7 protein-coding genes are annotated in these 7,309 nt (G+C 66.0%); 2 read left to right on the top strand and 5 right to left on the bottom strand.

Features of this window, described 5'->3' with window-relative positions; all coding sequences use genetic code 11:
* Positions 1–218: 218 nt before the first annotated feature.
* A complete protein-coding gene (locus tag ACFWAY_RS45535) occupies positions 219–590 on the bottom strand; it encodes a thioesterase family protein (RefSeq protein ID WP_378515206.1) in 372 nt (123 codons plus the stop codon).
* A 253-nt stretch (positions 591–843) separates the two neighbouring features.
* Here ACFWAY_RS45535 and ACFWAY_RS45530 point away from each other — a divergent pair, with 253 nt between their 5' ends.
* Together ACFWAY_RS45530 and ACFWAY_RS45525 are read left to right on the top strand one after the other, a co-directional pair.
* Positions 844–2,490 (top strand): alpha/beta fold hydrolase, encoded by a 1,647-nt coding sequence (locus ACFWAY_RS45530; protein ID WP_378515205.1) that lies wholly within the window; start codon positions 844–846, stop codon positions 2,488–2,490.
* A gap of 118 nt (positions 2,491–2,608) precedes the next feature.
* Positions 2,609–3,901: a wax ester/triacylglycerol synthase domain-containing protein gene (locus tag ACFWAY_RS45525; RefSeq protein WP_378457546.1), complete on the top strand. Its 1,293-nt coding sequence runs from the start codon at positions 2,609–2,611 to the stop codon at positions 3,899–3,901.
* A gap of 84 nt (positions 3,902–3,985) precedes the next feature.
* Here ACFWAY_RS45525 and ACFWAY_RS45520 read toward each other — a convergent pair whose 3' ends face one another.
* From ACFWAY_RS45520 to ACFWAY_RS45505, 4 genes are all read right to left on the bottom strand, one after another.
* Entirely contained in the window at positions 3,986–4,429 is a 444-nt protein-coding gene (locus ACFWAY_RS45520; protein ID WP_378515204.1) for a DoxX family protein, read from the bottom strand.
* Between the two features lie 551 nt (positions 4,430–4,980).
* Positions 4,981–5,247: a YdeI/OmpD-associated family protein gene (locus ACFWAY_RS45515; RefSeq protein ID WP_378515202.1), complete on the bottom strand. Its 267-nt coding sequence runs from the start codon at positions 5,245–5,247 to the stop codon at positions 4,981–4,983.
* 623 nt (positions 5,248–5,870) lie between these two features.
* A complete protein-coding gene (locus ACFWAY_RS45510) occupies positions 5,871–6,023 on the bottom strand; it encodes a hypothetical protein (RefSeq protein WP_378457549.1) in 153 nt (50 codons plus the stop codon).
* The gene (locus ACFWAY_RS45505; protein ID WP_378457550.1) at positions 6,020–7,213 is read right to left on the bottom strand and encodes an NADP-dependent malic enzyme; all 1,194 of its coding nucleotides are present in this window, start codon (positions 7,211–7,213) and stop codon (positions 6,020–6,022) included. Before ACFWAY_RS45505 ends, ACFWAY_RS45510 begins: the two co-directional genes overlap by 4 nt.
* Positions 7,214–7,309: the final 96 nt, after the last annotated feature.

The raw sequence follows: 7,309 nt of genomic DNA, 5'->3' as shown, positions 1-7,309 counted from the left end.
CCCTCGACCCGGGCGGACTCGACCAGGTAGTAGTACGTCTTCCCTCCCTGCCGTTTCCCCACGATCGAAGCCATATATAGGTAATACACTCTCCGATCGCGTTTGCCCAGCTCAACACGCACAACACGACACGAAAACTCAGCTACCTAGGAAACTCACGCTAGGGGATCGGGCTGGTCGTGACGTGGCGATCAGTGGTGAGTGCGCGACAAGCTCGATCAGCGATCAGGCTTCCCGGGTGACGCCGCCTCGAGGAACCGGTCCCGGTCGACGATCGCCCGGTCGATCTCGCCCGACGCGACAACTTTCCCCGAGCTATCGGTCGCCCGCACGGTGAAGGTAAGGCGGTGGCCCACAGCGGCGGCTGGTGGCTCGGCGGCGATCTCGACGCTGGCACCAACCGGTGTCGGGCCGCGGTGCTCGATTCGGCCAGCGGTCCCGACTGTCGTCTGGCCCGCACTGATGAACGATGCAGCGCAGGCGACGGTGGCCGCCTCCATCCACGCAATCAGCCGGGGGGTCGACAGCACCGGAACGTCACCGCTGCCCAATGCGGTCGCGGTATCGGACTCAACTACCTCGTAGCGCACGCCAATACAGTACGCCAGGCGCGGCCGACCACCTGGCGAACACTTCCGCCCCCGGCTTTCACGGTGGCCGCAGCATCGCAAAGACGTGTGCGCCCGGACATTCCGTGGCGATATCTTCGATTCCGGATTGCCGATCGTCGCGATGGTGCGTCTGAGACACTGGCTGCTGAGGCGAGAGCGAGCGCACTGGCTGCGCAGCGGCCCAGGCGCCACTATCGTCACGACACGGGACTACGAGGGGGATCGCGAAAGTATGCCGGGGATCGATGGGCACTTGGACTCGAGGCAGCGCGCGGGCGCGAGGTTTGCACGGCGTACGCGATTTGTCGCCCTCGTCGGCGGCCTCACCGCCACACTCGCCCTGGGGGCGGTACCGCTCGCCACCGCACAGCCGGCACCGGGTGACGATCTTCGCTGGGGGTCCTGCCCGGCCGAATACGAGCTGGACCCGGCATCCGATCAGTGCGCCTCGGTCACCGTTCCCCGCAACTACGCGGACCCCGCCGCCGGCACGATCGACGTGCTGGTCACCCGCCACCGCGCCGAGGATCCCGGCTCGCGCCGCGGCGTGCTGTTCACCAATCCCGGTGGGCCCGGCGGAGACGCGATCGGCTCGAACAGCATGTTCGTCGAGATCCTGCCCGACGCGGTCCGCGCACAGTGGGACGTGATCGGTGTCCAACCGCGCGGGCTTCCCCACGCCGGCGCCGTCGAGTGCGTACTGGGCCCTGAACAGACGACGGCGATGAGCCTCGGCTTCGGCGGTGCTGCGACGCGTAACGCATGCGAGTCCGCTGCGCCGGGCACCACGGCGCACCTGACAACCGAGAACACCGCGAAGGACTGGGAGCAGGTCAGGCTCGCACTCGGCGAGGACGTCATCGACATCTACGGCCTCTCGTACGGCACGATTCTCGGATCCACCTATGCGACTCTCTTCCCTCAGCACACCGGTCGCATGGTCCTCGATTCCGCGGTCGACCAGAAGTGGCTGTGGAACGACGTGTTGTGGCAGCAGAACGACGGCTACAAGGATCGCTTCTACGACCTGATGGACTGGATCGCCGCCCACGAAGACACATACGGGCTCGGTGACACTCCTCTGAAGGTGTATCAGCGGTGGTCGGACCGGATCGTCGAGGAAGCCGGCGGGAACCCGACCCTCGCGCCACCACCCGCCCAGATCGGTGACGTACCGCCCGGCTTGCAGGCCGTTGCGGATGCTTATCGCCGTGGGGTCGATCTCACCGGACCGGCACGCGTTCAGTTCGAGGCCTTCGTCCGTGGCCTCGCCGACCCGTCGCACACCCAGATGTCGTCCAGCATCTACGTGATGACGCGGCAGGTGCTTCCCGCCCGCAACAGTTGGCCGCTCATGGCTCGGGTGATCCGGGACGGTCGAGACGCGATTCCCGACGGCACCGCGATGGACGACCTGACGGAGCAAGAGTACGAGCGGATTGCCCAGGCCCAGATGATGCAGTCACTGGTCCTGTGCAACGAGAACAATGTCGCCGCTCGGCCGGACCGCATTCCGGGTTGGCTCTTCTCCACCTTCGTCACCGGAGATCTCTTCGACCTCATCGGGTACAGCTACAGCGCCGGGCCCGAATGTGCCGGTGCGCCGCCCGTTGTCGCGCTGCCCACGTTGAGCAATCGAGGACTGGTAACGGCCCCGCTCGTCCTGCAGGGAATGCGCGACCCGCAGACCCCCTATCAGGGCGGAGTTCAGCTCGCCCACGACATGGGGGCGCACCTCGTCACCGTCGAGGGAGGAGATCACGGTGCGGGGATCCAGGGTGGCAACGCCGTCGTCGACCAGGCCGTCACCGAGTACCTCGAGACCGGGCGCACCACTGTCACCCACGCCCCTGAGGCGCCGATCACCGCACCGCTGTGAAGTCCGGGGCCGGGCCGCGGACGAACTGATATAGGCAAGCAACGCTCTGGGTCCGTGCTGAGCTGCGGGATCGACGTTCCTGGTTCGAAAAGGTGCAGACCCGAATAGACTTGCCGAGGTGAGCCGCGAGGATCCCGATCGGCTGTCCGCCGACGACGCACACATCCTGGGGCTCGAATCGGCGGTGATAACCGGCCACACGCTCAAGCTCGTCGTTCTCGGGCCGGCCACCTCCCCGCTCGACGTCGAGGCTCTGCGAACTGCCGTGGCGGAGCGGCTTTCGAGCCAGCCGCGAGCGACGCAACGGATCGATACCTCGGGACCGGAGCCGCGCTGGGTCGAGGCGACCGCATTCGAGATCAGAGACCACATCCGGCGCCGGGAAGAGCCCGAGTGTGCCTCGCGTGACGATCTGTGGCGGGCCGTCAGCAAGCTGATGTCCGAGCACCTCGACCACGAGCGTCCACTGTGGACGTTCGATCTGATCGGCCCACTCGGCGACGGGCGTGAAGCGATCGCGGTCCGGATCCATCACGCGATGGCCGACGGGATCAGCGCGGTTCGCTTCCTCGACGACGTCCTCTGGGATCGGCACCTCGAACCGCCCCCGCGAGAATCGCGACCGGGCCTTCGCGCCGCTTCGCCGCAACGGTCGCGGGTCGACGAAGCACTGCGGATGCCCGCGGCTGTGCATCGTGAGCTCGGCCATCGCGGATCACACTCGCCCTTCGACCGCCCGATCAGTGCCGCCCGCGAGCTCGCCTTCACCGTCGCCCCGCTCCCGGAGCTGAAGGCGATCGGCGCCTCACGCCCTGGTCGAGCAACCGTCAACGACGTACTCCTCGCGATCGTTGCCGGCGGCCTGCGAAGCTGGCTCGGCGCCGGCGACACGGCCCTGCCGCGTCTCCGTGCTCAGGTTCCGGTCAGCCTGCACCACCGGGACGAGGGAGCGGGCGAACTCGGAAACCGCGATTCCTTCCTGAACGTCGATCTGCCGCTCGCCGAGGCGGATCCGCTCACCCGACTCGACCGGATCAACGCCGAGACCAGCAAGCGAAAGCTCCTCGACGACGCCGAAGAGCTGTTCGATCTCTTCCACGCTCTCGGACGCGTGAAGCGCGTCGAAGAAGTTGCGCAGCGACTCGCCGGTAGCGCGCGCGAGTTCAGCCTCTCGATCTCCAACGTCCCCGGCCCGGCTGTGCCGGTCAGCGTTTCCGGACGCCGGGTCGAGCGGCTTTTCTCCTCCTCCGAGCCCGCCGCACACCACGCGCTGCGGATCTCAGCGATCTCCTGCGCCGGGATCGTCGGTATCGGGCTCTGCACCGACCCCGAGGTGCTGCCCGACGTTGCCCGGCTGGCGGTGGCGATGGAAGATTCATACGCCGAATTGCGTGACGCCGCGCTCACATAGTGTGCGCGGTGCACGATCTGACCGTTCGCGTGGGGACGCGATTCCGTTCGGTGTCAACGGCATTCGCTGGCAGGCCAGGTTGGTTCAGGCGCGTCGGACAGGCATCATCGATCGCACCCGCGCGTCCCGCAGGTACAGACCGCCCCACACGAAGATGCCGACGTAAATCGGGAACAGGGTGGTGCTGACGATCGGCTGCTCGGTGAGCATGTTGGTCGCGACGGCTCCACCGAGGTATCCGGTCAGGAGCACCGCGCCCAGGATCGCCGTGGCGGGCACGATGTAGAGAATCAGGCACACCAACAGAACGACCCCGATGACACGGTTGAGGTTCTCGGCAAAGCCCAGCTCGGCCATCGCCTCGCGCACCATTTGCGTGTTCGCGATGTGGATGAGCGAGTCGAACAGGAGAAACAGCACAACGAGGGCGCTGACGACCAGTCCGGCAATTCTGGCCTTCTTCGTGGTTCCGCCCGTCGGCGCCGGTGTCGCGTTGGAGGTTCCCGTGGAGGGTGGTGTCGATGTCATGAGACTTTCTCCTTGTTGTTCATGAAGCGATACACCGCTGACCGGTAGCCCCTGCCCGTCGGCGTAACGCGGGCGTATCGACTGCTCCCGCACGCTTCGTGTCTACTCACACCAGTACAGACCAGAGACGACGGGAAAACTCACCGGCGCTTGACGGTCCGCCGCCAGCCCGGGAAACTGCGCAATCCCTGCCGGCCCCGAACATTCTCGTGGAGATCATGATCATTGTCACGGCAGCCTACTGAGCGTAATGCGGACTCCTATGCGGTCACGGCACTCTTTCCGATGGCGTGCGCGAGCGGAATCAACCCGCCGACGGCCTCGACTGCAGGGTGTTCTCGTCGTCACTCGCCGGTACTGCACTCCGTCGCCGTCGGGGTTGAAGACGAGGTGAAGCACCCACCCTCCGTGCTGACGCGACAAGCGGGCCATTCATCAGAGATGCACCGCGATGCCAGCTCGTCGTTCCCAACCCCATCAGCAGGGCTGGCATCGCTTGACACCAACACCATTAGCGTACGCACGGGGGCGAGGTAATGCGGAGGGTTCTACTACTTACCGGTCTTTTCCCGGTGGCTACAACCAGGCCAGCAGCATGCGCGGCGCTTGCCTTCAGCCAGTTCGGTATGCGTCCTCTCGATTCGACGCGCTCTCGTTTCGTCGAGCTTGGCATCCTCGACCCAGCAGATCCACTCGTTGCGTGCCAGTGGGGTGATGTCATTCCACGCTTTCAGCGCCGGGCCGTCGTCGTCCAACGCCGTTCGTAGGTCTGCTGGCACGCTATGCACCGTGCCGCTCGGGACCGTGCGCTTACCCATGTTTCGAGACTACCGACTGTCGCCGAGGTAGGGCGGGCCGTAGCCACCGGTGTTGATCCAGGGCGGGCCTGCCTTACTTTGGCGCGGTCGTCGCAAGTGAGGCCGCGTGATGGTGAGTTCCACTGCAATCGTGGACGGCCGGGTGAGCCTGAAGTCTGGTCTAGGTTGATGCGGTGAAGATACCCACGAGCGCATCGGTCGTCTCGGTGCTGTGCGCTGCGTCGGTGTGGCTGTTCGTAGTGCCGCAACTGGTCACCACGGGGATGGTCGAGCCTGGCCGCTTCTCGGTCTGATGGTGCTGCTCCCGACCCCGGTCGGTTTGATCGCCGCGTTGGTGGGGGCGGTAGCGGGCACGATCGGGCTCGTCCGAAGCGCTGATCGGACGTGGGCCGGCGCGTTGATCACGCTGGGGCAAGTTTTGACGTGGACTTTGGCCACCGTGATCGTGGTGTGGTCGCAGGCGTATGGTTCGACGGGGTGGGAGTTGTTGATACTGCCGGCATCGCTGATGCTGGGGCAGGTTGTGGTCGCATCGGGCTTGATATCGTCCATGGTGAGTCGTCGCAGAGCCATCCACGCCAAAGTCGGATTCACGCCAGCGGGTCGGATCTGCTGTCAGTTCATCATGAAATACCGAGATACTCGGCAGTGCCATCGTCTCTGCCTGTTTTCGAGCGGGTGGTCAGGGCGCCGAAGCAAGCAATGCCCATGTTGACGTGAAAGCCGACAACGGATACGGCCGACAACACGCCGTAGGCGGTACAGCGCAGTGTCATGTGGTGACGCCTTTTGCGTGAGCGGCGGCGGCGACTGCCTCCGCGACAGCGGGGGCGACGCGAGGATCGAGCGGGCTGGGAACGATCTTGTCTACAGCCAGCTCGTCACCGACGACCGAGAGGATTGCCTCGGCGGCGGCGAGCTTCATACCTTCGGTGATCCGGCGGGCACCGGCGTCCAGCGCACCACGGAACACCCCGGGGAAGGCCAGCACATTGTTGATCTGGTTCGGGAAATCACTGCGCCCGGTCGCCACGATCGCCGCATGCCTGCGGGCGATGTCCGGGTGGATCTCCGGGTCCGGGTTCGACAACGCGAACACGATGGAGTTCTCCGCCATCGTCGCGATCAACTCCTCCGGCACCGTGCCCGCGGACACCCCGAGGAACACATCCGCCCCGTCGAGCGCTTCGACGATGCCGCCGCGGCGGCCGGCCGGGTTGGTGCGCGCGGCCAGATCCACCTTGACCTCGTTCAGATCGTGGCGGTCGGTGGAGACGATGCCCTTGGAGTCGAGGACCGTCACGTCGGCGATCCCGGCGGCGAGCAGGATGTTCGCGCAGGCGACGCCGGCGGCGCCGGCACCGGAGATGACCACCCGCAGCTCGCGTAGGTCCCGGTCCTGCACCTTGACCGCACCCTTGAGGGCGGCCAGGACGACGATGGCGGTGCCGTGCTGGTCGTCGTGCATGACCGGGCAGTCCAGGGCCTCGATGACCCGCTTCTCGATCTCGAAGCAGCGCGGCGCGGAGATGTCCTCGAGGTTGACCGCACCGAAGCTCGGGCGCAGCCGGATCAGGGTCTCGACGATCTCGTCGGGGTCCTTGGTGTCGAGGACCAGCGGGATCGAGTTCAGGCCCGCGAAGCTCTTGAACAGGGCGGACTTGCCCTCCATCACGGGAAGGGAGGCGCGGGGGCCGATGTCCCCGAGGCCGAGCACCGCGGAGCCGTCGGAGACGACGACCACGAGGCGGCTGGTCCAGGTGTAACGATCGGCGAGCGTTTCGTCGGCGGCGATGGCGCGGGAGACCTGCGCGACGCCGGGCGTGTAGGCGATGGACAGGGCGCGCTGGGTATCGAGGGCGGTCGTGGTCTCGACCGAGAGCTTCCCCCCGATGTGGCCGGCGAAGATCTCCTCGTCGGTCAGCTCGACCTTCTGCGGTGCGGTGGATTCGGACACAATGGACACGGAAACTCTTTTCTCTGAATGAGTCTGTGAATGCGAAGTGGGCGAGGACTCTGCTCGGTGCTCAGGGTTGAGGGTGGTGCGTCGCTGCGGGGCGGC

The sequence above is a fragment of the Rhodococcus sp. NPDC059968 genome, from assembly GCF_042738615.1.
GTDB lineage: Bacteria > Actinomycetota > Actinomycetes > Mycobacteriales > Mycobacteriaceae > Rhodococcus_F.
Note: the sequence above shows the minus strand (reverse complement) of the source record. Positions and strands in the feature narration are given on the sequence as shown.

What these genes read in the sequence shown, in the direction of transcription:
- ACFWAY_RS45530 (WP_378515205.1), top strand. Translation starts at nt 844, where the DNA reads ATGCCGGGGATCGATGGGCACTTGGACTCGAGGCAGCGCGCGGGCGCG.
- ACFWAY_RS45520 (WP_378515204.1), bottom strand. Translation starts at nt 4,429, where the DNA reads ATGACATCGACACCACCCTCCACGGGAACCTCCAACGCGACACCGGCG.
- ACFWAY_RS45515 (WP_378515202.1), bottom strand. Translation starts at nt 5,247, where the DNA reads ATGGGTAAGCGCACGGTCCCGAGCGGCACGGTGCATAGCGTGCCAGCA.
- ACFWAY_RS45510 (WP_378457549.1), bottom strand. Translation starts at nt 6,023, where the DNA reads ATGACACTGCGCTGTACCGCCTACGGCGTGTTGTCGGCCGTATCCGTT.